The organism is Natronoarchaeum sp. GCM10025703 (assembly GCF_042661985.1).
Taxonomy (GTDB): domain Archaea; phylum Halobacteriota; class Halobacteria; order Halobacteriales; family Natronoarchaeaceae; genus Natranaeroarchaeum.
Genome location: NZ_JBHSZF010000001.1, coordinates 792635 through 816012, shown reverse-complemented (window position 1 = coordinate 816012; position 23378 = coordinate 792635). Strand labels below are relative to the sequence as shown.

Sequence of the window (23378 nt, the reverse complement as noted above, 5' to 3'; positions counted from 1 at the left end):
CTTATTCCCCGTCTTCGTCAGTCTGGGATACGTCTTGTGGTTCGTCCTCGTCTTCCTCTCCGCGTTCCGAGAGGACTGCGTCGCCACCCTCCTCCTCGATGAGCGCGCGAGCGCTCGCGGAGAAGGCGTCAGCAACGATTTCGAGCTGATTCCGAACCTGTCCGCCTCCCAGTACCTTGACCGCGTCGACTTCGTAGCCGTCCTCGACGATATCGCGGACGTCGATACGGTAGCCGCCGTCGACTTCCTCGGCGACGTCGTCGGCCACGAACAGCGTGGCGTCCTCGTCGAGCTTCTGGACGTCGATCGTCAGGATCTCGTCCTGCGTCGATTCCGGCGGTGTGAAGCCGTGCTTGCCGAGCGGTTCGTAGTTGTGGAACTCGTGTTTGTCACGCCCGGCTGCGCCCCGGCCGCCGCGGTGGCCGGCTCCGCGTCGGTTCTTGTGAGAACCGCCGCTGTGGGTACGCGAGCCGCGCTGACGTCGTTTCTTACTAGTCATTGTTCTATCGCATTGCGGTGAGGAGTGCGTCGAGCTCCTCGCTGTCGTGTTTTCCGAGCTGGCCGCCCTCTTTGGTCGGGTGCTTGATGCCCTCGTGACCACCGCGTGGGGGTGCAGACGGAGGACCGGTGAGAGGCCCTCGTCTCGCAGCTTCGTCTCCTCGTCCAGTAGCGCCTCGGTGAGTGCCGTCACGTCGTCGTAGTCGGTGTTGTCCGCCACCCACTCGTCGTCGATGTCCGCGCTGCCTTCGAGGGGCTCGGCGCGGAGACGGATTAGCTCCTCGACGACGTCGTGGCTCGGCTCGCCGTGTGCGACGTGGTCGTGGACCTTCGTGATCATGCCGCGGTAGGTGTCGGTCTCGGGAACGAGCGTACAGTGGTTGACGCCGTGGAGATTCAGCATCTCCATGGTGTCTCGCACGTCGCCGTTCATGTTGACCTCACCGCGGAGTTGGATGATCGCTTGCGTCATTCGACTACCTCACGCTGTTCTCGGGTGTACTCCGGCACGCGCGACTCGGCTGCGTTACGCAGTGCGTTGTAGGTCGCTTTCGCGAAGTTCACCGTCGTCCGGGTGTTGCCGTGGCTCTTCGTCCAGGCGTCCTCCACACCGGCGAGCTCCAGGACCTTCCGCGGCGTCTCCGCTGCGGCGAGGCCGAGCCCTTTCGGTGCGGGCTTGACTTCGACTTTCACGCTGCCTGCCTTGCCAGTTGCCTTGCGGGCGAGCGAGTGGTTCCCACCGGCGCGGTCCTCCCAGGAGCCGCTGCCGCGGGGCACGTCGATGATGTTCAGTTTGGCGATGTCGATCGCCTTCTGGATCGCTGCACCGACCTGGTCGTCGCGCCCTTCGGCGTAGCCGACGTAGCCGTCGCGGTTACCGATTGCGACGACACAGCGGAACTTGACTCGGCGACCCGAGTCAGTCATCCGCTGCACCATGTTGATGTCGAGTACTTCGTCTTCCAGCCCCGGGAGGAGCTGGTCGACGACTTCGGCCTCCTTCAGCGGGAGTCCGGAGTTGAGGGCGTCTTCCATCGTGTCGATGTCGCCCTCCTGTACCTTTCGACCGAGCCGGGTTACCGGCTCCCAGCCGCCATTGTAGTTGTTTCCGCTCATTGTTCGAGGATCTCCTCTCGCACCGTATCGAAGTGCTCGGGTAGGTCTGTGGCGTCGAACTCGCCGCTGTACAGCGGCTCGTCGAGCTGTTCGGCGTACTCGGCGATATGCTCGCCGCGGTCACGCTCCCAGTCCGGAAGGACGCTGTCGTTGTGCGGGATTTCGATGCCCGCGTCGATCGCTCCTTCCTGCACTGCGAATACTTTACTCTCTTCTGTCGCCGTATTAAGGCCGATGTCGAGCACCGCTTGCTCGGTGTCGTTCGCAAGCGCGCGTTGGCCAGCGAGCAGTCCAGTCAAGTACGCCGCAGGGAGGTTGCCCGTTGGGGCTTCCCAGCCGTACTCGGCCAGATCGCTGGAGTGTGCGCTCGCAATCGTCTCGTCGCCGTCAGTACCCGGAACGATCAGCTGCGCCGTCACGTGTTTGTTGCTCTTTCGAGCGACCAGACGTGGTTTGCCGGATTTGAGTAGGCGCAACCTCTGATGGTAATCGGTCCGAACTTCACGGCGGCGCCGCATCGGCACCTTGTATCGTGGTCCAGTTGCCATTACTGATCACCTTCGGCGTCGACGTCGACGCCGTAGTTGTTTTCGATGTAGTTCACCAGTCGCGCTACGTCGCGGAACTCGCCACCGCGGGACTTGTTGTACAGCTCCCGGTACTGACCGGGGTCGATGGTCCCGTCGTCGCGGAGATCGCGGAGCAGCTGTCGCTGGGCTCGAACCTTCGCCGCCCACTCGTCTTTCTGGTTCTCTCGAGCACCGGCTTTCCCTTTTCGCTTGCCCGGGCCCTTCTGGTGGCCGTAGGCGCGCTTGTCCGCGCGTTCGCGAGCGCGGCCGCGGGAGTTGCCTTTCTTCTCTTTTGCCGTGATGGTGCCCTGTTCGACGAGTTCGCGGATGTCGTCGCGCGTAATCGCGTCGACGAGTTCGTCCTGGGCCTCGGGGTCGAACCAGACGCGGTTCTGTCCGACGTCGAGGACGTCCGCTGCGAGCCGTTTCTGTGCTTTCAGGTCCGTCATTGCTCGACCTCCACTTCGACGTAGGTGGGGTTCAGGACGCGAACGCCCTGTTCCTCTGCAAGGTCTTCGATACGCTCGCGCTTGCGAGCGCCGACCGTCGAGGCGATACGGACTGCCTCGTGGTCACCGTCGACGCCTTCGAGGCCGTCCGCGTTGTGGATGCGGACTTCCTCGAAACCGCTCGGATGCTTTCCGCGAACGGCTTCCGGCGAGCGGTAGCCCGCCTCGACCGATGCGCCCTTGCCCTTGATGCCGCGGCGCTGCTTCGAGAGTGCGCCGCGTGGCTCGCGCCAGGATTCGGGAATCCGCTTTTTCTTGTGGTAGTCCTGCGACTTGAACGCGGGCTTGCTCGCCGACCGTCGCTCGGCGATCAGGCGCGCTTCTTCGTCGCTGAGGTCGGGCGTCTTGTCGGCCAGCCCGCGGGGCTGGAGCTCCGTCTCGACGTCCTCCTCGACTTCTTCTTCGGCCTCTTCGTCTTCGATTTCGGCCTCCGCTTCGGCCTCCTCGTCGACTTCGAGGTCGCCAACGTCAGCTTTGATACGCGCAGCGAGCGCGTTACCGATCCCGTCGACTTCCGACAGGTCGTCCTGACTGGCGCCTTTGACGTCCTCGATGGACGTGATACCGAATTCGCGCAGCGCTTCGGCTTTACTCGCGCCGACACCGCTGATGTCTTCGAGTTCTTCGAGTTCGTCTGCCATCTATCAGGCACCTCCTTTGCTGGGCTTCTGGGTGATGTAGACGCCGTCCTGGAAGACGCGAACGTCCTTCCCCGAAACCCGGGTTAGCTGTTCGATATCGGCAGCTGTCTGACCCACGGCCTCCTTGTCGGGGCCGCTGATCGTCACGAGTTCTTCGTCGACGTCGACCTCGGTGTCCCCGTGAATCGACGTTCGTCGGGGCGCTTTCTCGCCGAGGAAGTTCTCGATGACGACGTCGCCGTCTTCGACCCGAACCTGCATCGGGAAGTGAGAGTAGAAGACCTCCATGTTGTACTCCCAGCCGTCCTGCACGCCGTGAACCATGTTCTCGACGTGGCTTTCAAACGTGCCAACCGTCGAGAGCGTGTTCGCGTCCTCGGCGTCAGTCTCGATGACGACTTCGTCGTCTGCTACCTCGACGGTCACGTCGGGGTACCAGAGGCGTCGTGTGACGCTGCCGTTCGGTCCTTCGATTGTCAGTTCGAGGTGGTCGACCTCTGCGCTGACTTCGTCCGGTAGTTCGATTGCTACTCTCGTCATTAGTACACGTACGCGATGACCTGACCACCGATGCCCTGATCGCGGGCCTCGTAGTGGCTCATGATGCCGTGACTGGTCGTAACAACGAGCGTCCCGTAGTCCCGAGCGGGGAGGAACCGCTTCTCCCACTTCTCGAACTCGTCAGCGCCCGCCGCATAGCGGGGCTTGACGGGGCCACACTCGTTGATGGCACCTTTTAATTCGACCTCGAACTGTCCGGATCGGCCGTCGTCGACGAACTCGAAGCCGTCGACGTACCCGCGGTCGTAGAAGACCTCGAGCACCTGACCGATCTCGTTCGAGGCGGGCGATACCTCGTGGGTAAGATGACCCACACTCTCGGCGTTACTGATCCCCGAGAGGGCGTTACTGAGCGGATCGTTTGCCGTCATATTATCGGTACTTCCTGAATCCCATATCTCGGGCAATCTCTCGGAAGCACTGTCGGCACAGCCAGATGTTGTACTTCCCGACGAGACCTTGCTTGCGGCCACAGCGCTGGCACTCCTCAGCTGGCCGGTGCGCTTCGTGGCGTGCTCGCCCGTCTGCTCGTTGTCACTTTCGCTCATTGTTCTACCTCCACGTCGAAGGTCGACCCGACGAACGCGACTGCATCGTCGGGGTCGAGTCGGTGGTTCGAGGGGATCGACCGGGTCGCCTTCTTTCGCTGGGCGACGCGGTAGCCGGGACGCACGAGATTGACCGTGACGTCAAGTCCGAAGATCCCGATGCTCGGATCGTACTCCTGGCTCGGGAAGTCGGTGTGTTCTTCGATCCCGAAACTGAAGTTCCCGGTATCGTCGAACTGCGTCGCCGAGATATCGGCGAGCGGCAGCGCGGTCTCCAGGAACTCGTGGGCATCGTCGGCGCGAAGGGTGACCTTCGTACCGATCGGATCGCCCTGGCGGATCCCGAACTCGGGTTTGGTCGCTTTGGCCTGCGTCCGGACGCTCTGGTGTCCGGTGACCGTTTCGAGGATCTCCTCGGCGTTGGCGAGTTCGCGGCCACCCTGCCCGACGCCCATGTGGACGACGACCTTCTCGACCTGTGGCTCGCGCATCTCGTGGAAGTCGGCTTCGGCTTCACTCATCGTCGTCCACCTCTTCGTCAGCCGATTCGTCTTCCAGTCCGCCCTCAACGAAGTTCTCGTCGATGACGACGACGTACTCTTCGATCGTCTCGAAGGCGTCGCTTCCGGCGACGCCCTCGACGACGACGCGGTTGTCGCCGCTGCCGGGCGTCACTTCGATCGATTCGACCTCGCCGATGTCGCCGGCGTGCTGTCCGCTGACAGCGGTCACGAGTGCACCTTCCACGTACGGGAAGTGTGCGACGATCTCGTCAGTCTCGTTGTCGACGACCAGCGAGTCGTCCCCGCTGTAGTCGCTCGCGTCCTCGACGAGCACGTTCTGCCCGTCGTGGAGGTTGATCTGCGTCTCGCCGCCAGCGACCTGGCGCTTGCCGACGATCTTGCCGAGCTTGCTGCCCGCGGCGTCGGCGTCGATCCCGGTGAGTGCGAGGCGGCCTCCTCGTCGGGGAAGACGCGGTAGTACTCTTCGCGCTCGGAGAACTCGAGGATGTCGAACATCCCGACGGGACGGCGGTAATCGCGTATCTCGTCGCCGTTGATGCGGACGTTCCCTGATTCGAGCGCGTACCGTACCTCCTTCTTGGAGTCGGCGTAGCCGAGCACGTCGCGGAGCAGGACGACGAGCGGAACGCCCGCGTCGCCGTGCGGTCCGTCGTCGGCCTTGACCGTGAACTTCTCCGTCTTGCGTTCGACCGGCCAGGAGTTCGGTGCAGATAGTCGTTTCTGGTGGTTCGTCATTGGGTATCACCCTGGAGACGCTCCTCGCGACGGTCGTCGGAGAGGTCGAGGTCGATGACCCGCAGGTTGCTGGCGTCCAGCGGCCGCGGAACCTCTTCGCCGTCAGCGGTTTCGACCGTGACGTCCTCGACGTGTACGACGGAATCTTTGAGGTCGACGTGAACGACTTCGCCTTCTTCGCCAGCGAAATCGCCTCGCATGACCTCGACGGTGTCGCCCGCGTTGACGCGGACGCGTCGGGTGTCGTACTCCTCGCGGAGCTCCGAAGAGAGCGTCGTATGCACGAACTTGTGCTGTTCGTGCAGGGAGGCGTTCTCCGTTTCCTTTCGTTGTTTGCGTGGTTGTCGTGACATGCTATACAATCATCGTAGCCGTGCTTGCGATACTTCCGAACCGCTCTGCGACTTCCCGCGCGATGGGACCCTTGATCTCGGTCCCGCGCGGTTCTTCGTTCTCGTCGATGACGACGGCCGCGTTGTCCTCGAACTTGAGGCGCGTACCGTCGGGGCGGCGGATGGGCTTTCGCTGGCGGATGATTACCGCTTCGATGACCTGGCGACGCATTTCGGGCGTCCCCTTGGTAACCGAGACGGTGATCTTGTCGCCGATGCCGGCTTTCGGGTGACGGTTCTTCGTCCCCGAGTAGCCGGCAACGCTGATGACTCTGAGTTCACGCGCGCCAGTGTTGTCGGCACACGTGATCAGGGATCCTTTCTCCAGGCCCTGGGTCACGTCAGCTTTCATCGCTTCCATCGTTACTGCCCCCGTCGTCGCGGCTGCCTCGACGGCAACCTGCTCGACGACGACGTGACTTTTCGTCTTCAGAAGCGGTCGTGTCTCTGCGATCTTGACCGTGTCGCCGACATTGAGTCCCTCCAGCACGCCCGGCACGTGTGCCGGGATGCGGGAGCGTCGCTTCATCAGTCGGTCGTACTTCGGAACGTTCACGTCGTACTCTCGTTCGACGATCACGGTCTTCTCCATATCCGTCGAGACGACTTCGCCTTCGAGGACCTGCCCTCGAACAGCGAGATCGCCATAGAACGGACACTTCTCGTAATCGTATGTGGCCGGGTCGTCCGGCTCTGGTGGTTGTTCTACGTCTAATCCAATTGCCATGGTGATGTACCTCGTGTTTCGGTGCGTTCTGCGGGTCGTGAGAGCAATCGTGAGCCATCCACCGTAACGTAGGTCACGCCCTCGCCGGAGGGGCCGTCGGCGTCGGTTTCCCGACCGTCTTCCGACGGAGTCGCCGTCGACTCGGCCTCCAGTTTGGACGCAATCCCCGCTCCCTTCTCGGGTGCGGCGGCTTCATCTGTGTCTGCTTCGAGCACGAACTCGAATATCGATCCCTGCTTCGGCACCTGCCGCACCCGAGACTCGTCTGCTGCGATATCGCTGTCGGCGGCGTTGCCGCCTTCATTCAGTTGTTCCTGCGGAACAACGCTCTCTATGTGCAGCGTATTTGCAGTCTCAACCACGATACGCCCGGCTATCCCGATCAGATCGGGGTTCGGGGCATCGACGACCCGTACGTACAGGCCGTTGAGTTCGTGTCGTGGGAGTGTCTCGGGTGTCAGTGGCATCGTTTATTCTTCGTCTTCGAAGTCGCCTTCTTCTGCCTGAATCGTCTTGATTCGGGCAATGGTCCGGCGAAGTTCGCTGATGCGGCCCGGATCGTCCGGAGCGCCACCAGCGGCCTGGACTGCTTTCGCGTTCAGCAGTTCGGTCTTGAGTTCGTCGAGTTCGGCCTCACGCTCGGCCGGCGTCATGTCGCGGATCTCTTCGACGTGAAGGATCGCCATCAGGCATCACCCTCCTCGTCGTCGATCTCCTCTTCCATCTCGTCGACGAGTTCGTCCGCTTCCTCCTCGACTTCCTCTTCGAGGTCGTCGAGTTCCTCGGCGATCTCTTCGTCGCCCTCGGGAACGTCGACCTCCTCGAACTCCTCGTCGGGTTCGTCGGTCTCGATGACTTCCTCGACGACTTCGTCGTCGGCTTCGGCCTCGGTGGCCTCGTCTTCGAGCTCGTCGAGCTCTTCGTCTTCAGGCTCTTCGAGCAGTTCTTCGACGCCCTCGTCGGTCTCGACCTCGGCGGCGAGTTCGGAGACGTCGGCGTCTTCCTCGATACGGAAGTCGTCCGGAAGCTCGGCTCCCGGCGGGATGATCTTGACGTCAACGCCGATCGTGCCGAGCTTCATCACTGCGACGCCCTGGCCGTGATCGACGATAGTCTCTGCCGGCTCACCGTTGTGCTTGATGTAGCCGTCGTTGAACTTCTCGACGCGCGACCGAGCGCCGGTTACCTTCCCGGAGAGGACGATCTCGGCACCCAGCGCGCCGGCGTCCATGATGCGTTCGAGCGTGGTGTGGCCCGCTTTGCGGAAGTACCAGCCACGTTCGAGTGCGTTGGCGAGTCGGTCGGCCACGATTCGTGCGTTCAGGTCGGGTTCTTCGACCTCCTGAACGTCGATCTGGGGGTCCTCGAGGTTGAACTGCTCTTCGAGGGCCGTCGTGATCTTCCGGATGTTCTCTCCGCCCTTCCCGATAACCATACCGGGCTTTTCGGCTTTGAGGACGATCTGTGTGCCCATCGGCGTTTTGGCGACGTCCATGCCGCCGTAGCCGGCTCGACCGAGTTCGTCCGCGAAGAACTCGTCGATCTGGGACATCTGCATGCCGTCTTCGATGAACTCGTGTTCGTCAGCCATTATTCGTCACCTTCCTCCTCGGGTTCGGCGAGGACGAGTTCGACGTCGACTTCCATCGTGTTCCAGGCGCTCGCGCGACCCATCGCGCGGGGTTTGCGGCCCTGGACTTCGCCGACCTTGTGGGCGGCGACGTGCTCGATGCGCATCGATTCGGCGTCGAATCCCTGTTGTTCTGCGTTGTTCATGCCGTTCTGCAGCAGATCGATGAACGCTTTGCTGGCCTTCTCGGGGAATCGTCCGGCGTCCCAGCCGTCGATTCCCGAGCGGTGACCAACGCCGCTGTTGTGCTGTCTGAACGGAACGGGCTGTTCCTCGTCGATAACCGCTTCGAGGTACTCCACCGCTTCGGTGGTCGTCTTGCCCTTGATTTCTCGGGCAATCGCCCTGCTGTGCTTGTGGCTCATGTGACGCTCCCGAAGCATCGCTTTCGCGGTGGTCTCCGGATCGACGTCGACGCTGTAGTTGATTCCCATGGGTTATTTGAGCGGTACGAACTTCGACGAGCGGGTTGCTCCGATCCCGGCCTGTCCGTGTTCGACCGACGTTCGGGTCAACTGGAACTCGCCGAGGTAGTGCCCGATCATCTCGGGTTCGACCTCGACGCGCTCGAAGCCCTGACCGTTGTGGACAGCGAAGGTCAGACCGACGAACTCGGGCAGCACTGGCATGTCGCGCAGGTGCGTCCGGATCGGATCGTTCGTGGACTCCTCTTCGCTCGTCTCGCGGGCTCGTTCGAGCAGTTTCTCGTGCTGGACGCCGAGACCGCGTGTGATAGTTCGCCGCTGTCGTGCGGGGAGCAGTTCCGCGACCTCGTCCATGTCCATCTCCTGCAACTCGTCGAGCGTGTGGCCACGGTAGGTGAACTCGCCTTCGCGGCCGGTTCTGTATTCTGATCCACTCATTATTCTTTTCCACCTCGTCCGGTTCGGCTGGACGCGATGTCACCGACCTTCCGTCCCGGCGGGGTGTCCCGCGAGACGGACTTCGGTTTGCCGGGGTGCTGGCGGCCACCGCCACCGAAGGGGTGGTCGACCGCGTTCATGGCGACGCCACGGACGCGGGGGTACTTCGTGCCCCGGGCTTTCATCTTGTGATACTTGTTGCCGGCCTTGACGAACGGCTTCTCCGTTCGTCCGCCACCGGCGACGACCCCGATGGTCGCGCGGCATTCGGGATCGAGTCGCTTGACCTCGCCGCTCGGCAGCTGCACGACAGCCGCATCGCGGTCGTGCGTGATGAGGTCGGCGCTGACGCCCGAGGATCGGGCGAACTTGCCACCGTCGCCGGGGCTGGACTCGACGTTACAGACGGGGACACCCTCCGGAATCTCGGCGAGCGGAAGGGTGTTACCCGGCTGGATCTCCGCGGTGATACCTACCTGGATTCGGTCACCGACTGTGACGCCCTCCGGGGTGAGGATCATCCGCTGATCGCCGTCCTCGAACTCGACGACCGCGACCGGCGCGCTGCGGGCCGGGTCGTGTTCGATATCGACGACGGAGCCGGAGACGAGATCGGTCTCTTCCGGCGTCTTGTGCTGTTTGTCGGACTTGTACCGGTGCGATGGGGCTCGGAACGTGGAGCCACCGCGACCGCGTCGTTGTCCCTGAATTCGTCGTCCCATGTTCAGAACACCCCGATTCTCGATGCGACTTCATCGGCTGCGTCGTCGGGACCCAGCTCGACGGTCGCTTTCTTGGTTCCGTCCATGGTGATCTGTGTGTTCACATTGACGACTTCGACATCGAAGCGCTCGGAGACCGCGTCTGCGATATCCGGCTTCGCCGAATCGATGTCGACGATGAACTGGAGCTTGTTCTCGAAGTCCATGTCGTTCATCGCCTTCTCGGTAACGAGGGGATGAACGATGACGTCTCGGTCCTGGCTCATCGGTCAGCCACCTCTTCGATGGCGCTCTCGGTAAACACCGTCAGTCGTCCTCCGTTCGCGCCCGGCGCGAGGTCTTCCGTATTGACCTCGGTCGCCGTTGCGACGTCCGCGCCGGCGATGTTGCGGGCCGCTCGGGACGGGCCAGCCTCGCTCGACGTGACGAAGAGGAGTGATCGCGGTGTCGTGTATTTCCGTCCGCGGGTCGTTCCTCGACCAGCGCGGACCGATCGGTTCTCGTCGGCGCGTTCGACGTCCTCGTGCACGTCAAGGGCTTCGAGAAGGGCAACGACCTCCTGGGTCTTCTCCAGGTCCTCGAACTCGTCGTCGACGACGAGCGGGAGTTCGAGATCCTCGTCGAACTCGTGACCGCGCTCGGCGACTGCGTCCACGTCCGCCGTTGCGGCGATCGCGGCGCGGGTCGCGAGCTTTCGCTCCTTGTCGTTGATGTCGAGGCCCTGCTCCTTCTCGGCCTTCGGGGTGTGCACGGCGGCCGCTGACGGCCTGGGGGACGCGTCGGGCAGTACCGTTCTCGCGTGGCACGTGTGCCATACCGCGACCGCTACCCTGGGACTCCGCAGGTGTGCGGAGACCGGCGAACTCGTCCGCGCCGTAGTCCTGTTTCCGGTTTGCCTGAGCGGCGAGCACTGCGCGCTCGATCAGATCCGTCCGGATCGGCGTCTCGAAGACGTCCGGAAGGTCGATCGTGCCCGCGTCCTCACCGTCGAGGTCACGTACTGTAGCCTGCATAGATTATCCTTGATTCGATTCCGTTGATACGTAGCGCACCTCGGGATCGAGGCGCGGTTGGTCGTTCGGTCGCACTGCCGGGCGGAACCGAAGGACGCGCTGCTGAGGACCCGGAAGGGACCCTTTGACGAGCGCGTACGAGCCGTCGATCTCGCCGTAGTTGACGAAGCCACCCGCGGGGGTGACGTCGTCGTCGCCGAGATCGAGGAGGCGCTTGTTCAGCTCCGTCCGCTGGTGGTAGCCGGTCTGACCCTGCTGTGGAACCGTCGAGCGAACTCGGGACGGGTTCCACGGGCCGAGATTACCGATCCGGCGCCGCCAGCCCTGGCGTGCGTGCTTTCCTTTTCGTTTCTGAACGCCCCATCGCTTGACGGGGCCCTGCGTTCCTTTCCTTTCGTCACACCGGCGACGTCCATGTACTCGCCGGGTCGGAAGATCTGGTCTGCGGTGTGTTCGCCACCGTTTTCCAGAATATCCAGTCCGTATGCGAGACGGTCTTCGACGGAACCGCCGCCGATTCGTGTCTCCATGACGTCCGGTTTCTTCTTCGGAACGCTCTTGACGTCGCTCGGGACCGTGTGCGTGATCATCCGCAGGTCGGCGATTCGACCGTCGGCAACGGCATCACGGATCTGACCCTCTGCGCCTTCGGGGTCGTGGTCCTGGGGGATGTCAAGTGTGCGATCGAGTTCCTCATGGAACTCGGTGGCCCAAACTTCGGTCAGCGGTTTCTGACCGTAGGGCGTGTCCTCGTACGCTCGCAGGGCAACCGCCCGCATGGGCGGCGTCTCCACGATGGTGACCGGAACCGTCTCCTCCATTCCCTCGGTGGGCGAGTCGGCTTCGTCGTTGATCATCACCACGTGGGTCATGCCAGCCTTGTAGCCGGCAAAACCCTGAAGCGTCGGCTGTCCGTCGTCACTCGGCCACGAGTTGAAACGTGGGACCTCGCTGGTCGCACGCTTCCGTGGGCCGAATCCCAACGAGCCTTTGCGTGGTCTGCTTGGTTGTGGCATTGTGTTTCACTCTGGGAGTGTTAGGCAGGCAAGCGATGCGACGATTGCTTCTTCAGTTCGCACCACCTTGCTGCCCTGGTTCGGAACCGTATTTAGCCAGAGGTCGAACCGGCTGGGTGCGCCCGGTTCGACGTTGATGTGCGACGAGTCGCCCTCGTCGCTTTCTCCGTCCTCTCGTTGCCCCGCTGGGGCAACGCGCTCGACGGTGACCCCGTCGAGCATCGCCGGAAGCCCTCTCTCGGGCGCACCGAACGCGACGGTCATCCCGTCCCGTTCGATGCGTCCGGCCAGTGAGCCGAGTCGAGACGTCGTCAGGTTCTCGCCGAACCTCGACGTCGCAACCCGGACACCGGCATCCTCACGGCCGAGCGCTTCCGAAAGGTCCATGCGATGGATCGAGAGCACCGAAATGGGCTCGTCGACCAGTTTCGCACGGACCGGCTCTCGCGAAGAGATCCTGACTGTTACGCGCTCTCCCTCGTCGACCTCCATTTTCGGAGGGACGACAAGCGAGATCGGGTGTTGCAAGCCGCAATTGACCCGTACGCGCCCGTCAGGTCCGACCTCGGTCACGATTCCCTGTCTTGTCGACCCCGAATCGTCAGATTCGGAGCCGGTCTGCGACGGTGCGCGGAGCGGCGGCAGGACGCCCGCGTACTCTGGTTCGCTCCGCGTCCCCCACGCCTCCTTTCGGAGGTATGGCGGTGTCGCGGCGTACCGCAGCACGGTTTCGACGAACCCGCCGCCCCACCTGCGTTCGCCCTCCCCATCGGGGAAGACGACCAGGCGATCCGCCCGGAATACCGTTGCCGCGCGAGCAACGTAACCGATCTTACGCGTTGCCTCGCGTTTGTCTTCGGCTTCCCGGACGAGGGACGACGGCACGAGTATACTGACTGTCATGCCGTGACGCTTCGACGCCTCGCCACTAGACTGTGCCGATGTTTTCCTGTCCGACCCTAAAAGGGTGCCGGATCGGATTCGGCAGTGAGAGCCGTTCACATCCGTATTGTGAGGGGTTACCGTGGTTTTGAGTGCGGAATCCTTGCCTATGAGTGTCACGGGTCGGTGACACGTCGACGACTCTTCGCATACGCACACCTGAAAGAGTTATTTGATGGCACCTGCTTTCCATCTACACGATGTCGTCCAATACTTCGGGGTCCGAGCCCTCACTCGTGATCCGTGCCCTCTGGTTCGTGTTCGTCGGCTGGTGGCTCACTGGCCTCTGGCTCTCTATCGCCTGGCTACTGAACCTCACCATCATCGGAATCCCGCTGGGGATCAAGATGATCAACGTCGTCCCGAAGGTGCTCTCGCTGAAATCACCCCAGCGAGATCTCGTGACCGATCCCGAGGGGAACCTGGTCGAATCGGACAGAGAGCAGTACAACCTGCTCGTCCGTGGCGTCTGGTTCGTCTTCGTCGGCTGGTGGGCCAGCGCCCTCTGGACCGGGATCGCCTACCTGCTGACGCTGACGATAGTCGGCATCCCTATCGCGGTGATCATGTACAACAAACTGCCCTTCGTCGTCTCGCTGTATCGGTACTGAGGTAATAACGCGGTTTCTTTTGTTTCGGGCCCGGATGCGGCGTCGGTCGTGGTTCCGTACCGTGGTTCTGGTTCCCGAAGCCGCTCGCTTTCGCAACTCTTATACAACAGTCTCTCGTTATCTGTGAATGCAGACAGGGCGCGTCGGTAGTGTAGTGGTATCACGTGACCTTGCCATGGTCACAACCGGGGTTCAAATCCCCGCCGACGCACTTCTCCGATTTTTACTTGACAAGCGGTGCGTTTCATCGCGCCGCGATTCGTAAAATCGGTGTATGCGTAATCGGGGATTTGAGCAGACGAGAGGAGTGAAGCGAGTTCAAATCCCGGTCGGCTACTGCCGACCGACGTTCAGATCGTTTCGCTCAGTGAACTCCCCGCCGACGCACTCCTTTCAGAAGCAATACCCGCGAGTGCGTGCGGTATCGGGAGCCACGAACAGCAGGTGGGACGAACGGTTGAGAGGATACGCTCCCATAATTAGCGGAGTATACTGGTGACTAACCGCAGAGGAGAGGGAATGTTTTTGCGTGCGCCACCTACATGCCCGATATGGGCGTCAGCGCACTCTCGGTCCTAGCTGTTTCCGGTGGCGTCGCTATCCCTGCGGTGGCCCCACCGCCACTGTCGGTGGACATGCTGGTCGTCTTCGGGATCATCGCACTCGCGCTCGTTCTCTTCGTCTGGGAACCGGTTCCGATCGATGTCACGGCGATCGGGGTGATGGTCGCGCTGATCGTCCTCGAACCGTGGACCGGCGTCGACCTCGCGCAGGGGCTGTCGGGCTTTTCCAGCAGCGCGACGATCGCCGTTCTCGGGATGTTCGTCCTCAGCGAGGGGATTCGCCGGACCGGGTTGATCAGCGTCATCGGCAGAGAGATCGCCGATAGATACGGTAACAGCTCGTTCAAACAGCTGGTTGCAGTCCTCGGACTATCGGGCGGGACGGCCGGGTTCATCAACAACACGCCGGTCGTGGCCGTGATGATTCCGATGGTCTCCGAACTGTCCGACCGGACTGGCGTCTCGCCCTCGAAACTGCTGATGCCGATCTCCTTTGCCGCGATGATGGGTGGGATGTTGACGCTGGTGGGAACGTCGACGAACTTGCTGGCGAGCGATATCTACGACAGCATGGGCGCGGAGTACGAGGCGTTCTCGATGTTCGAGTTCACGACACTGGGGGTGATCGTGCTGATCGTCGGTTGCGTCTATCTGTTAACTGTGGGGGTGCGCCTGACGCCCGAACGCGTGCTGGTCTCCGAGGAACTCACCGAGGACTTCGAGATGGCAGAGTACCTGACCGAAGTCGTCGTCGAGGAGGACTCGCAGTTTATCGGTCAGACCGTCGACGAGTGTCTACGGGCGGTCGACGTCGATGCCGATATCGTCCAGTTCATCCGCAACAAGCAGGCGTTTACCGAGCCGCTGGCACACAAGGAGATCAGAAGTGGCGACGTGCTCGTTCTGCGGACCGACAGGGAGAGCCTCGTCTCATTGATCGAGACCCAGGGGCTGGGGCTTGCCCCGGATGCCGACGTCGCGGTAGACGACGAGACCCTCGCCGTGGAGGGCGAGGAGCGAGAGGAGGTCGAGTCCCAGCAGCTCGCGGAGGTAGTGATCACGCCCGATTCGTCGCTGATCGGCGAAACCTTCGAGACGCTGAACTTCCGACAGCGGTACAACGCCACTGTGCTCGCGATCCGACGTGGCGGGCAGATGATCCACGCCCGGATGGACGAGCGGCACCTCCGTGGCGGCGACACCCTGCTGGTACAGGCGAGCGCCGACACGTTCCAGCAGTTCGCCAACGATCGCAACTTCGTGGTCGCAGGGGAGTTCTACGTTCCCGAGTACCGCAGATCGAAGCTACCGATCGCGCTGGGGATCGTCGCGCTCGTCGTCGGACTCGCCGGTGCGGGACTGGCACCAATCGCCGTCTCGGCGCTTGGCGGCGTCGTAGCGATGGTGGCGACGGGCTGTCTGCGCCCGTCGGAAATGTACGACGCCGTCGACTGGAACGTCATCTTCCTGCTGGCGGGGCTCATCCCGCTCGGGATCGCGATGGAAGCGACCGGCGGTGCCGCGTTCCTCGCAGGCCACGTCGTCGGGATCGCTGGCGGCCTCGACCTACTGCTCCTGCTCGGCGTCCTGTATCTCCTGACCGCCGTGCTCACGAACGTCGTCAGCAACAACGCCTCAGTCGTGTTGATGATCCCCGTCGCCGTCGACATCGCGGTCGCAGTCGGCGCGAATCCGTTCGCGTTCGCGCTTGCGGTGACGTTCGCCGCATCGACGGCGTTCATGACGCCGGTTGGCTACCAGACGAACCTGATGGTGTACGGCCCCGGCGGCTATCGCTTTACCGACTTCATGCGCGTGGGCGGCCCGCTCCAGTTGCTGTTGACCGTCGTCACCGTCCTCGGAATCAACGCCATCTGGGGCGTCGCGTGACTGTCACCGCACCGCGGCCATCAGACGCCATGCGGCCAGACGCCGATCCGTCGTTTGCCGAACAGACGCCGGCCTCTCGGGCCTAGATCCCTTTGCTGATCGAGCGTTTCGTGGAGTTGGTGGTCGCGACCTGTGCGTATGGCGTCACTCCGTGCTGAACCGAATCGCACGGGAGATGACGTACATCAGAACGATACCGGAGCCGATTGCGAGAACGAACTGACTCGCCAGAACGAACAGCAGTCCGATCCCACCCTGACCGCCTGCAGTATCGCCACCAGGAACGGGACGAGCGCAATCGCGACGAAGAACCCGATGAGTTTGGCGAGCAGTATCGATTCGGTGATGATCTGCGTCGTATCTAGCTCGCTTGTCTGCGGGTCGACGAACGGGGTGGAGGGGGCCATATTACCTGATTTTGATAGTTCTAACGTATAACTATTGCTGAAAGTCGGCAAAACGGCGGATCCGCACGGGTTCGTGTCCGCTCCGGGCGATCACGGTTCGGCGTGAGACTCAGTCTGCGGACTGCTCGTCGACGACTGCACCCGTTTCCGTGACGGGATCCTCGCTGGATTGGACTTTCCCGAACAGGACGGCGGCGATGTAGATAGCGACGGCGACGAGCACGATAGTCCCGCCGGCAGTCGTCGCGTACTGGAACGAGAGCGTGATTCCGAGGATGACCGCGAGTTCGGCCAGGATGACCGACGCGAGCAGCGCCTCGCGGAAGCTGCGGGCGATCTGTGCCGCACCGGCGACCGGGACGACGAGCATCGCGGCGACGAGGATGACGCCCATGATCTGCATCGCGCCGACGACGACCATCGCGGTGAGCATCGACATGACACGGTTGTACCAGGGAACGTTGATGCCCGCGACGCGGGCGGCCGTCTCGTCGAAAGTGACGTAGAGGAGCTGTTTGTAGGTGACACCGACGACGAGCGCGATGACGGCAAACAAAGTCAGCAGGAGGACGGCGTTCTCGTTCGTCACCGTCGAGAGGTTCCCGAAGAGATACTGGTTGATACCGACGGCAAGCCCGCCCGCGTTGAGGCTGATCAGCACCGCCCCCAGCGCGAACCCGGTCGAGAGGACGATAGCCATCGAGACATCGTTGTATGCGTCGGTCACCTCGGAGATCAGTTCGATGGCGAGCGCGGCGAGCATCGCGATGACGACCGCCGAGAGATAGGGGAGATCCCAGTCCCGAAGACTGAGTTGACGAACAGCCCGACAGCGACGCCCGCGAAGGCGGTGTGGGCAAGCGCGTCGCCGATCAGCGCAAGCTGGCGGTGGACGAGAAAGGTCCCGATCAGGGGGGCCATCACTGCGATGAGGATGCCGACGAGAAACGCGCGGTGCATGAAGCCGTACCGGAGCATCTCGATGCCGAACTGCTCTCCGAGAACCGACAGCAGGTCGCTCCAGCGTTCGAGGACCCAGAGCAAGGCGTCGTATGGGACTCCGAAGACCCCGACCGACGGCGAGGACGCGACACTCACGCGACCGTCACCTCCTTGTCACGACGGATGTTGGTACCGTAGGCACGGTCCAGCGCGTCGCTCTCGGCGAACTCGACGGGAGGGCCGTCGAAGTAGAGTTCGCGGTTGAGACAGAGGACGCGCTCCGTGTGCTCGAGGACGGCCCCGATATCGTGTTCGACGAGCAGAATCGTCATGCCCTCGTCGTTGAGTTCGCCCAGAAGCTCGAAGAACTCCTCGACGGACTCGGCGTCGACGCCGACAGTCGGCTCGTCGAGGACGAGCAACTCGGCCTCCCCGGCGAGCGCACGGGCGATGTAGGCGCGCTGGCGCTGGCCGCCGGAGAGTTTCGTGATGCGTCGGTCCGCGAGGTGTTCGATGTCGACCGTCCGGAGTGCCTCCTGGGCTCTCTCGCGGTCGGCCGAGGTGATGCGTCCAAAGCCGGCGTGTGGGAACCGCCCCATGAGAACGACCTCGGCGACGGTAATCGGCATCTCCTTGGTGTTCTCGGTGACGTCCTGTGCGACGTAGCCGATCCGCTCGCGGTCGGCGAAGGCCTCTGCCGGGTGATCGAGTAGCTCGATACTGCCGGCATCCGGCTCGTGCAGGCCCAGAATCAGCTGCAAAAGCGTGCTCTTTCCGGAGCCGTTTGGGCCGACGATACCGACGTATTCGCCGGAGTCGACGCCGAACGAAATGTTCTCGACGACCGGTGCGGCTGTGTATCCGAAGGAAACGTCATCGACGTAGATGTCTGTCATTGGTAGCTCTGTTACTCAAAATTCCGCCACTCCGCTGAACGCCTCCGATGGCTCCTGCGCATCGAGGAGGCGGCCGAACGTCTGCATGTTTATCTGTCGGGCGATATCGAAGTAGCCCCAGCCCCGCTCTGCCCACCGCTCCGTTATGCCGGCGTATGGGGTGACCGGATAGTAGCTCTCGACCGACGTCTCGGCCAGTAGCTGCTCGGCGGGCCGCCGGGGCTCGAACACCGCCGCGCCGATGTGGCGGATGTCGTTATCTGCGATCGTATCCTGTGCTCGCTGCATGTCAGCCGGTCGCACGTCGTTGTTTGCGGCGAGGTTCGTAACGAGCGGCTGGAGCGTGACCCCGTAGCGGTCCCCGACGTACTCGAAGGCGTTGTGCGCCGCGAGGAAGGTTACGTCGCGCTGGGCGGCATCGACCAGCGAACGCCACTCGTCGTCGAGGACATCGAGTTCGGCCTTGACCGCCTCGGCGTTCTCTGCCAGCACCGCTGCTTCGTCCGGTGCGATCCGTTCGAGGCCGTCCCGGATGTTGTCGACCGATTCCTTGGCGCGTTCGGGGTCGAGCCAGAAGTGCGGGTCTTTCCCTCGTCCGATCTCTTCTTCTTCTCCGACGGAGTCGGCGAGGTCAAGGAGGTCGATCCCCTTCCGGACGTTGACGAACTCGGTCTCGGCCCGGTCGTCACGGGCAGTTTTGATCGCCCGGTCGGCCCACGGCTGGAAGCCGGGGCCCACGTTGATGAACGCGTCCGCAGTAATGATGTCGACCTGAATCGAGGGGTCGGGCTCCCAGCCGTGGCCGTGGAGCCCCGTCGGAATCAGGTTTTTGACGAGGATCGGCGTCCCCTCGGCGACCTGGCGAGCAAAATCGTAGAAGGTAAAGAACGAAGCGACTGCGATAGGGCCGTCGTGTGAGGCCCCCGCGTATCGGTCGCACAGCCTGCAAGACCGAGCGAAAGCGCACTGCCACCGAGGGCCAGTGCCTTTCGTCGCGACAGCCTCTTCGCGTGAGTCTCCGTCATCAAGCAGGATTAGATGGGGCTAAACTAAAAGTGTTGCTACTCAATAAGTTTAGATTCCGTCTAATCCATCGGTGAAATCCCGGCCGATCGGCAGGTAATCAGGCCTTAGCCGTGATTATGTAGTAGCCCAGCGCGCCGCCCCCGACAAGCCTGTAGACGTCGTATGACGCCCGATACAGCGCCTGCTGCCGGTCGTTCGACCCGCCAAAGAGACCGCGGAGCCGGTGGATCGGATAGTTTACCAGCCCCGTGATCCCTCGTCTGCGAACCGACGGGACGACGGCGTCGGTGACGTCCCGAACCGAGACGTTCTCGAAGCCCGCCCCGTCAAGGCCGGTTTCGAGCGCGTCGATCCGGGTCACCTCGACGCCAAAGCCGTCGTCGACGCGTGCCAGACGGCTGGCTTCGTCCTCGTCGAGGTCGCGTGGACGCTGGAACAGGTCGCCGACGACGAGTCGTCCCCCCGGCGTGAGAACCCGGGCCACTGCATCGAGGACGGCCGCGTCGTCTCGCGCGTGACAGAGCGCTTCGAGGCCCCAGACCACGTCGATGGAGTCGTCATCGACGGTCGATAGCTCGTGAAAGTCATCGTTCCGGAACGTCACCGACTCGGCGACGCCGCTTTCGCGCGCGTACTCCCATGCGGCGTCTAGTAGCCCGTCGTTGACGTCGATCCCGACCACAGATGCCCCGCGGTTGGCGGCGATCCAGATCGATTCCGCGCCGGCCCCGCAGCCGATATTTAAAATGCGGTCGTCGGGACCGATCTCCGCCAGCGTGGCGAGGATTCGGGTCGTGTTCTCGACCGCTGTCGCGGGCTCGTCGTGGTCGTCGTCGTGGTAGCCGTAGTGGAGGCTCCGGTGGCCCTGCTGGTCCCACATCTGCTCGTGTGACTCCTGTAACTCGTCGTACACCCCGGAGACGGCGTCGCTATCGAGCTCTCCCATCGTATCGGTTCAGGGGGCTAAGACTTCTAAAGCTTGGCACCAGTGGCCACCGATCCGCACTCTCGACACCGTGTATCTACCACCACTTGAGGCATGACATTCGTCTGACGAGAGCTTATGATCTTCCACTCCCATGGTATGGTAAGTCATGTCATATGATCGTCCGGCGGAAAGTATCAGTGGCCCAAACGAGTGGCGCTGGAACCGGTTACACGAGGACGAGGGGCCCGAAGAGCGTCGGACGGAGCGCTCGGGTCACCGACCGACCGCGAACCAGCACTCGGAGGACCAAGGCACTGATCGACAGGGAGATACCGCACGCAAAATCACGGTACTCGAAGCCGAACTCCAACGAAAGGACCGCCGCTTGCAACACGTCATCGAGCAGTACGAGCGCCGCCTGTCCGAGAAGAACCGACAACTGACACGAGACCGAGAGAGAGAAGCGGAATCAGCACAGTCGACGCTTCTGGGCACCATCCGTCGGTATCTCACTGACGGCTGACTGGCTTAGGAGTACTGTTCGTGCTCCGCGATCATAAGCCGGGTATCGGCGGTTTCGGCGAGCACACGAACGCCGTCGCTGGATCGCTCGGTCGAGAACTGTAGCTCCCCGACCGAGGCCGTCTCACCGACCGACGGAACCGGAGTCTCGCCGATCCGGGAACCGTCCTCGCTCACGCGGACCAGAAACGCGTCGTCGGTGGGGACCAGCGCGAGCGTTCGGCCGTCGATCCGCGCCTCGGCCTGCACCGGATCGGATACGAACGACCGTGTCGTCTCGCCATCCAGTTCCAGATCGACGACATAGGCGGTGTCGTTGCCCACGACATCCCAGCCGGTTCGCTCGGCGTGGACGGTCTCCCGCCAGCCGATCCCTCCGACGACCGCCGTATTGTTGCCCTCGAACTCGAGGACCTCCTCCCTGACGCCGATCGTCCAGAGTTGGCGCGTCTCGCTCACGACGATCACCCCCGTCTGCTGGCTGGCAAGCAGGTCGTCACCGCCCAGATCGATCGCGGGTCGCTGCGCGCTTGTCGCGTTCTCCTCGTAGGTGACGGTATAGTCGCCGACCTCGACTCCACCGGACCCCGGAACCGGGTCGTCGCCGAGGGTAACCAGGCTGATCGGCAGACTGGGGAGTGCAACGAGCAGTGTCAGCACCAGTAGCCCGACGACCGCCGTCCGACGCCGCGACACCGGGCTGGTCACCCAGCGGTCGGGAGCCAGTGGCGGGATTGCAGGTAGCGCCAGCAGCGTCGTGAGCAACGCTATCGGCACGACGGAGATGGCGAGCGGTTGCCCCGTAACGACCGCCCCGCCCGCGATAAACACGCCGCCGAGCACCACCAGTCCGAGCCAGAGGGCGGCCAACTGCCGGCGGGTCGGCACGCGGTCGAACCGGCCGAGCACGCTTGGAAGCGGTCGGTCGCTTCCAGTGACAGCGACCGTGACCAGTATCGTCAACAGCAACACGAACACGACGCCAGCGCCCCGGTAGAGGAAGAAGACGTCGTCCCCGCCAGGCGAGGCGAGCAACCACAGCGACTGGGCTATCCCCACGAGAAGCGTCGCGAAGAACACCCGCTGGGTCGTCGGTCGCCAGCCGCGACGCCACAGCAGGCCGATCCCCAGTGCCACGCCGAGCAGAAATCCGAGCAGGTGGGCCTGAAACGCGATTCCCGCCCACGCGGGCGGCGCTGGCGTCCCCGTCTCGACGACCTCTCGGACGACCGGCTCGCTCAGCGCGTTGTACAGCGTCCCGAACACGGTACCAACGACGACCGCGACCACAGTCGAAAGTGGGTACGTTACGACAGCGAAGCCGAGCAGCGCGAACACCGCCCCGGAGAAGCCGAGGCCCGGACCGAACGAGAACAGCGCCGTGACGAACGCGATGCCGAACAGGAGCAGCGGAAAGACGACGACGGCGCGTATCCAGGGACGGGCCAGCAGGCCACCCGAACTGTCGGAGCGACTCTCCTGCCCAGTCGACTCGGCGTCGCCAGGCGGGTAGTGGCTCCACGCGTACTCCACGATGGGGGCGAACGCGAGCGTTCCGGCCATGTTCGAGGCGAGATGCTGGGGCGACCCGTGTGCGATCCCGGAGGTCAAGAGGCCAGTCGGGTAGAAATAGGACCACGTGACGAAGGGGAGCGTGACTGGTTCGGACCAGTTCCGTACGCCGCCCTGTGCCAGCAGGTAAAACAAGACGACGACAGTAATCGTGACGAGAGTCCCCCACGGAATACCGTAGAGAAACCGGTCGTCGAACCGAGACCGCCAGCGACCACGCCCCTCGTAGTACCAGACGAAACCGAGCGCGGCCCCGAGCGCAAGCAGGAGGACGATCTGTGTGGGCGAAACGGGCATGGTGTACAAATACTGACTCGCGTGGCAAATAGGTGGTCACCAACGAAAACATATCGCGGTTCCAGTGAGCGGATCGTGAGAGCGATCCGGGACCACGGACCCCCAAGACACGAGAGTTTTACTCGACGCCGCCCACAGTTCGATCATGACTGTCGTTGCACTGCTGTCGGTAGCACCGGTAATCGAGGAGAGCATGGCGAGTGAAGTCGCGAAGGCCGTCGACGCGCTGGACGAGTTCGACGTCACCTACGAGACGAATCCGATGGGGACCGTCATCGAAACAGAAGATATCGGCGAACTGTTCGACGCCGCACAGGCCGCCCACGAAGCGGTCGACGGCGACCGTGTGAGCACGGTGCTCAAAATCGACGACAAGCGGACCGCGGAGACCAGCGCCGCCGACAAGGTCGACGCCGTCGAGTCGGAACTCGGCCGGGAGGCGAAAGGCGGGGAGTGAGAGATGGAAAACGATTCAACACCCCGCCCCCTACCCCCGGCCATGTCACGACGAGAGTTCGACGTCGAGGGAATGTCATGTGGTGGCTGTGAAGAGAACGTATCCGACGCGCTGACGGATCTCGACGGCGTCGAGAGCGTCGCCGCGGATCACGAGGGGAACATCGTAACGGTCACGCTCGGCGGGGACGTCGCCGACGACGACCTGACGGCCGCCATCGAGAGCGCGGGCTACGAAGTCGTTTCGTAACGAGACCAACGA

General features: G+C 63.0%; 28 protein-coding genes, 1 tRNA gene and 7 pseudogenes. 6 read left to right on the top strand and 30 right to left on the bottom strand.

All coding sequences use genetic code 11. The features are described from left to right. Position 1: 1 nt before the first annotated feature. From ACFQH2_RS04590 to ACFQH2_RS04475, 24 genes and pseudogenes are all read right to left on the bottom strand, one after another. A complete protein-coding gene (locus ACFQH2_RS04590) occupies positions 2-499 on the bottom strand; it encodes an uL15m family ribosomal protein (RefSeq protein ID WP_377051388.1) in 498 nt (165 codons plus the stop codon). 4 nt (positions 500-503) lie between these two features. Continuing rightward, positions 504-970 (bottom strand): annotated as a pseudogene (rpmD, locus tag ACFQH2_RS04585) (50S ribosomal protein L30). Then, a complete protein-coding gene (locus tag ACFQH2_RS04580; RefSeq protein WP_377051384.1) occupies positions 967-1614 on the bottom strand; it encodes a 30S ribosomal protein S5 in 648 nt (215 codons plus the stop codon). Before ACFQH2_RS04580 ends, rpmD begins: the two are co-directional and overlap by 4 nt. After that, positions 1611-2162, bottom strand: a complete 552-nt coding sequence (locus ACFQH2_RS04575; RefSeq protein WP_377051382.1) for a 50S ribosomal protein L18 — start codon at positions 2160-2162, stop codon at positions 1611-1613. Before ACFQH2_RS04575 ends, ACFQH2_RS04580 begins: the two co-directional genes overlap by 4 nt. Then, complete coding sequence (locus tag ACFQH2_RS04570; RefSeq protein WP_377051380.1) at positions 2162-2632, bottom strand: 50S ribosomal protein L19e; 471 nt, start codon at positions 2630-2632, stop codon at positions 2162-2164. Before ACFQH2_RS04570 ends, ACFQH2_RS04575 begins: the two co-directional genes overlap by 1 nt. Further along, complete coding sequence (locus ACFQH2_RS04565) at positions 2629-3333, bottom strand: 50S ribosomal protein L32e (RefSeq protein WP_377051377.1); 705 nt, start codon at positions 3331-3333, stop codon at positions 2629-2631. Before ACFQH2_RS04565 ends, ACFQH2_RS04570 begins: the two co-directional genes overlap by 4 nt. 3 nt (positions 3334-3336) lie before the next feature. Continuing rightward, positions 3337-3873: a 50S ribosomal protein L6 gene (locus ACFQH2_RS04560; RefSeq protein ID WP_377051375.1), complete on the bottom strand. Its 537-nt coding sequence runs from the start codon at positions 3871-3873 to the stop codon at positions 3337-3339. Then, positions 3873-4265, bottom strand: a complete 393-nt coding sequence (locus tag ACFQH2_RS04555) for a 30S ribosomal protein S8 (protein ID WP_377051373.1) — start codon at positions 4263-4265, stop codon at positions 3873-3875. The genes ACFQH2_RS04560 and ACFQH2_RS04555 overlap by 1 nt, the downstream gene beginning before the upstream one ends. Position 4266: 1 nt before the next feature. Continuing rightward, a pseudogene (locus ACFQH2_RS04550) lies at positions 4267-4442 on the bottom strand (30S ribosomal protein S14). Further along, positions 4439-4963: a 50S ribosomal protein L5 gene (locus ACFQH2_RS04545; protein ID WP_377051369.1), complete on the bottom strand. Its 525-nt coding sequence runs from the start codon at positions 4961-4963 to the stop codon at positions 4439-4441. The pseudogene ACFQH2_RS04550 and the gene ACFQH2_RS04545 overlap by 4 nt, the downstream one beginning before the upstream one ends. Further along, positions 4956-5701 (bottom strand): annotated as a pseudogene (locus ACFQH2_RS04540) (30S ribosomal protein S4e). Before ACFQH2_RS04540 ends, ACFQH2_RS04545 begins: the two are co-directional and overlap by 8 nt. Further along, positions 5698-6054, bottom strand: a complete 357-nt coding sequence (gene rplX / locus ACFQH2_RS04535; protein ID WP_377051365.1) for a 50S ribosomal protein L24 — start codon at positions 6052-6054, stop codon at positions 5698-5700. The pseudogene ACFQH2_RS04540 and the gene rplX overlap by 4 nt, the downstream one beginning before the upstream one ends. A gap of 1 nt (position 6055) precedes the next feature. Next, positions 6056-6454: a 50S ribosomal protein L14 gene (locus tag ACFQH2_RS04530; RefSeq protein ID WP_377051363.1), complete on the bottom strand. Its 399-nt coding sequence runs from the start codon at positions 6452-6454 to the stop codon at positions 6056-6058. 93 nt (positions 6455-6547) lie between these two features. Further along, positions 6548-6820, bottom strand: a pseudogene (rpsQ, locus tag ACFQH2_RS04525) (30S ribosomal protein S17); the annotation flags it as partial. Then, positions 6805-7287, bottom strand: a complete 483-nt coding sequence (locus tag ACFQH2_RS04520; RefSeq protein ID WP_377051361.1) for a ribonuclease P protein component 1 — start codon at positions 7285-7287, stop codon at positions 6805-6807. The pseudogene rpsQ and the gene ACFQH2_RS04520, both read right to left, overlap by 16 nt. A 3-nt stretch (positions 7288-7290) precedes the next feature. Continuing rightward, positions 7291-7506 carry a 50S ribosomal protein L29 gene (rpmC, locus tag ACFQH2_RS04515; RefSeq protein WP_377051359.1) on the bottom strand — a complete coding sequence of 72 codons (216 nt, stop codon included), beginning with the start codon at positions 7504-7506 and terminating at the stop codon, positions 7291-7293. Continuing rightward, a complete protein-coding gene (locus ACFQH2_RS04510) occupies positions 7506-8411 on the bottom strand; it encodes a 30S ribosomal protein S3 (RefSeq protein WP_377051357.1) in 906 nt (301 codons plus the stop codon). The genes rpmC and ACFQH2_RS04510 overlap by 1 nt, the downstream gene beginning before the upstream one ends. Continuing rightward, positions 8411-8884 carry a 50S ribosomal protein L22 gene (locus ACFQH2_RS04505; RefSeq protein ID WP_377051355.1) on the bottom strand — a complete coding sequence of 158 codons (474 nt, stop codon included), beginning with the start codon at positions 8882-8884 and terminating at the stop codon, positions 8411-8413. Before ACFQH2_RS04505 ends, ACFQH2_RS04510 begins: the two co-directional genes overlap by 1 nt. Positions 8885-8887: 3 nt before the next feature. Further along, complete coding sequence (locus tag ACFQH2_RS04500; protein WP_377051353.1) at positions 8888-9313, bottom strand: 30S ribosomal protein S19; 426 nt, start codon at positions 9311-9313, stop codon at positions 8888-8890. Continuing rightward, positions 9313-10035, bottom strand: coding sequence for a 50S ribosomal protein L2 (locus ACFQH2_RS04495; RefSeq protein ID WP_377051351.1), 723 nt, complete (start codon positions 10033-10035; stop codon positions 9313-9315). The genes ACFQH2_RS04500 and ACFQH2_RS04495 overlap by 1 nt, the downstream gene beginning before the upstream one ends. A 2-nt stretch (positions 10036-10037) precedes the next feature. Beyond that, positions 10038-10301, bottom strand: coding sequence for a 50S ribosomal protein L23 (locus ACFQH2_RS04490; protein WP_377051349.1), 264 nt, complete (start codon positions 10299-10301; stop codon positions 10038-10040). After that, positions 10298-11048, bottom strand: a pseudogene (gene rpl4p / locus ACFQH2_RS04485) (50S ribosomal protein L4). The gene ACFQH2_RS04490 and the pseudogene rpl4p overlap by 4 nt, the downstream one beginning before the upstream one ends. 3 nt (positions 11049-11051) lie before the next feature. Further along, positions 11052-12064, bottom strand: a pseudogene (locus ACFQH2_RS04480) (50S ribosomal protein L3). Positions 12065-12070: 6 nt separating this feature from the next. Beyond that, a complete protein-coding gene (locus tag ACFQH2_RS04475; protein WP_377076490.1) occupies positions 12071-12967 on the bottom strand; it encodes a putative RNA uridine N3 methyltransferase in 897 nt (298 codons plus the stop codon). Between the two features lie 239 nt (positions 12968-13206). On the opposite strand from ACFQH2_RS04475, the gene ACFQH2_RS04470 reads away from it, so the two are divergent. The 3 genes from ACFQH2_RS04470 (at position 13207) to ACFQH2_RS04460 (ending at position 16070) form a co-directional block, all read left to right on the top strand. Continuing rightward, on the top strand, positions 13207-13617 hold the full coding sequence (locus tag ACFQH2_RS04470) for a YccF domain-containing protein (protein ID WP_377051341.1): 411 nt from the start codon (positions 13207-13209) through the stop codon (positions 13615-13617). Positions 13618-13757: 140 nt separating this feature from the next. After that, positions 13758-13828, top strand: a tRNA-Gly gene (locus ACFQH2_RS04465). A gap of 331 nt (positions 13829-14159) precedes the next feature. Next, entirely contained in the window at positions 14160-16070 is a 1911-nt protein-coding gene (locus ACFQH2_RS04460; protein ID WP_377051339.1) for an SLC13 family permease, read from the top strand. Between the two features lie 185 nt (positions 16071-16255). Here the strand turns inward: ACFQH2_RS04460 and ACFQH2_RS04455 are convergent, their stop codons facing one another. From ACFQH2_RS04455 to ACFQH2_RS04435, 5 genes and pseudogenes are all read right to left on the bottom strand, one after another. Then, entirely contained in the window at positions 16256-16477 is a 222-nt protein-coding gene (locus ACFQH2_RS04455; RefSeq protein WP_377076489.1) for a hypothetical protein, read from the bottom strand. 109 nt (positions 16478-16586) lie between these two features. Further along, positions 16587-17521: pseudogene (locus ACFQH2_RS04450) on the bottom strand (metal ABC transporter permease). A gap of 50 nt (positions 17522-17571) precedes the next feature. Further along, positions 17572-18315 carry a metal ABC transporter ATP-binding protein gene (locus ACFQH2_RS04445; RefSeq protein ID WP_377051333.1) on the bottom strand — a complete coding sequence of 248 codons (744 nt, stop codon included), beginning with the start codon at positions 18313-18315 and terminating at the stop codon, positions 17572-17574. 15 nt (positions 18316-18330) lie between these two features. Further along, entirely contained in the window at positions 18331-19155 is an 825-nt protein-coding gene (locus ACFQH2_RS04440; protein WP_377076966.1) for a metal ABC transporter substrate-binding protein, read from the bottom strand. 283 nt (positions 19156-19438) lie between these two features. Next, positions 19439-20287 (bottom strand): SAM-dependent methyltransferase, encoded by an 849-nt coding sequence (locus tag ACFQH2_RS04435; protein WP_377051329.1) that lies wholly within the window; start codon positions 20285-20287, stop codon positions 19439-19441. A gap of 148 nt (positions 20288-20435) precedes the next feature. Between ACFQH2_RS04435 and ACFQH2_RS04430 the strand changes: the two genes are divergently transcribed. Continuing rightward, the gene (locus tag ACFQH2_RS04430; protein ID WP_377051327.1) at positions 20436-20792 is read left to right on the top strand and encodes a hypothetical protein; all 357 of its coding nucleotides are present in this window, start codon (positions 20436-20438) and stop codon (positions 20790-20792) included. 5 nt (positions 20793-20797) lie between these two features. Here ACFQH2_RS04430 and ACFQH2_RS04425 read toward each other — a convergent pair whose 3' ends face one another. Then, entirely contained in the window at positions 20798-22660 is a 1863-nt protein-coding gene (locus tag ACFQH2_RS04425) for a rhomboid family intramembrane serine protease (RefSeq protein ID WP_377051325.1), read from the bottom strand. 145 nt (positions 22661-22805) lie between these two features. Between ACFQH2_RS04425 and ACFQH2_RS04420 the strand changes: the two genes are divergently transcribed. Both ACFQH2_RS04420 and ACFQH2_RS04415 read left to right on the top strand, forming a co-directional pair. Then, positions 22806-23117, top strand: coding sequence for an MTH1187 family thiamine-binding protein (locus ACFQH2_RS04420; RefSeq protein WP_377051323.1), 312 nt, complete (start codon positions 22806-22808; stop codon positions 23115-23117). Between the two features lie 42 nt (positions 23118-23159). Further along, positions 23160-23366 (top strand): heavy-metal-associated domain-containing protein, encoded by a 207-nt coding sequence (locus ACFQH2_RS04415; RefSeq protein WP_377051321.1) that lies wholly within the window; start codon positions 23160-23162, stop codon positions 23364-23366. Positions 23367-23378 lie beyond the last annotated feature (12 nt).